Raw genomic sequence first — 1,337 nt, 5'->3', positions numbered from 1 at the left:
CTGCTGTTAGCAACAAATCCCATCACCCCATGGGTTGCGGGGGTGAGACGCCTGCCCAGCCGTAACCCGAACTCTGGTTTGCCGGATAAATCTAAAGCATTACGCAAGATCTGAATCTGCTGGGTTGCAGTGAGCAAGCTTTCATCTTTGAGTAATTGTTCGACATCTACACCCGTGTTGCGCAAGAGGCTAGGGAGTTCTCGTACACTCAAGCCAAGTTCTCGGGCGATAAGGCGTGAGTAGTTCGACGGGATATCCGCATCCACGTTTTTCAAACCCTGTTTGAGCGTCGTTATTGCCATCAGCGATTCCTCGGAATGCGGTAACTGTCTTTAAATGTCCCCGGTCTGTCAAGAAATGTCCTCGTCGGTGTTCCGACACATAGCCAATCTTCAAGGTAGATATAAATGCTAGGAGACACGCTGTGGGAAAAATTATCTTTATTGAACATGACGACACCGAGCATGTTACGGAGTTCGGGGTGGGTTCTACGCTAATGCAAATCGCCGTTGATAACGCCGTTCCAGGTATTGACGGTGACTGCGGCGGCGAATGCGCCTGTGGTACCTGTCACATGATTGTTCCCGATGAGTGGTTCGGCAAGACCGGAAGGGTTGGTGACGCAGAAGAACAGATGTTGTCCATGACCCCGGAGCGGGCGAGAACCTCGCGCCTGGGGTGTCAGGTAGAAATTACTGAGGCGATGGACGGTATGACCGTGCATTTGCCTGAATTCCAGATGTAAACAGGGAGAATGCTATGTCAACAAAAACAAGATCAAGCAATGCGTTTCAGACAAAAGTATTCAACGCCTCGTCCAAAGTGGTGCCGATGCATTTTCAGATTAAAACGATGAAAATGCTGATGAAGGCGAAGAGAAAGACAGTGGGTTCTCGATCCACACAAATGGAATTCGTCGAAACCTCCTTGCCTGATGTCAACACCTTGGCACTCGAAGATATCGACACCAGCAACCCTTTTTTGTATCGACAAGATCAGTGGCGGGCCTATTTTAAGCGGCTGCGAGATGAAGCTCCGGTACACTACCAGAAGAAGAGTCCATTCGGGCCTTTCTGGTCGATAACTCGCTATGAAGATATTTTGTTCGTGGACAAGAGTCACGAACTGTTCTCCTCTGAACCGCAAATTATTCTGGGTGATCCACCGGACGGACTATCGGTGGAAATGTTTATCGCCATGGATCCGCCCAAGCATGATGTGCAACGTCGGGCGGTGCAGGGTGTGGTAGCGCCAAAAAACCTTAAGGAAATGGAAGGTTTAATCCGGTCCCGAGCAGCCGAAGTGCTAGACAGCCTGCCGCTGGATAAACCCTTCAA

The 1,337-nt window shown here is 50.0% G+C and carries 2 protein-coding genes and 1 pseudogene; 2 read left to right on the top strand and 1 reads right to left on the bottom strand.

The annotated features are described in order from the left end of the window. Positions 1 to 302 (bottom strand): AraC family transcriptional regulator ligand-binding domain-containing protein (locus A3730_RS17690; RefSeq protein ID WP_197477514.1); only part of this gene is annotated, 302 nt, incomplete at its 3' end. A 122-nt stretch (positions 303 to 424) separates the two neighbouring features. Between A3730_RS17690 and A3730_RS17685 the strand changes: the two genes are divergently transcribed. Both A3730_RS17685 and A3730_RS17680 read left to right on the top strand, forming a co-directional pair. Next, positions 425 to 745 carry a 2Fe-2S iron-sulfur cluster-binding protein gene (locus tag A3730_RS17685; RefSeq protein WP_007151505.1) on the top strand — a complete coding sequence of 107 codons (321 nt, stop codon included), beginning with the start codon at positions 425 to 427 and terminating at the stop codon, positions 743 to 745. A gap of 14 nt (positions 746 to 759) precedes the next feature. After that, positions 760 to 1,337 (top strand): annotated as a pseudogene (locus A3730_RS17680) (cytochrome P450); the annotation flags it as partial.

Source organism: Alcanivorax sp. HI0044, from assembly GCF_001634945.1.
Note: the sequence above shows the minus strand (reverse complement) of the source record. Positions and strands in the feature narration are given on the sequence as shown.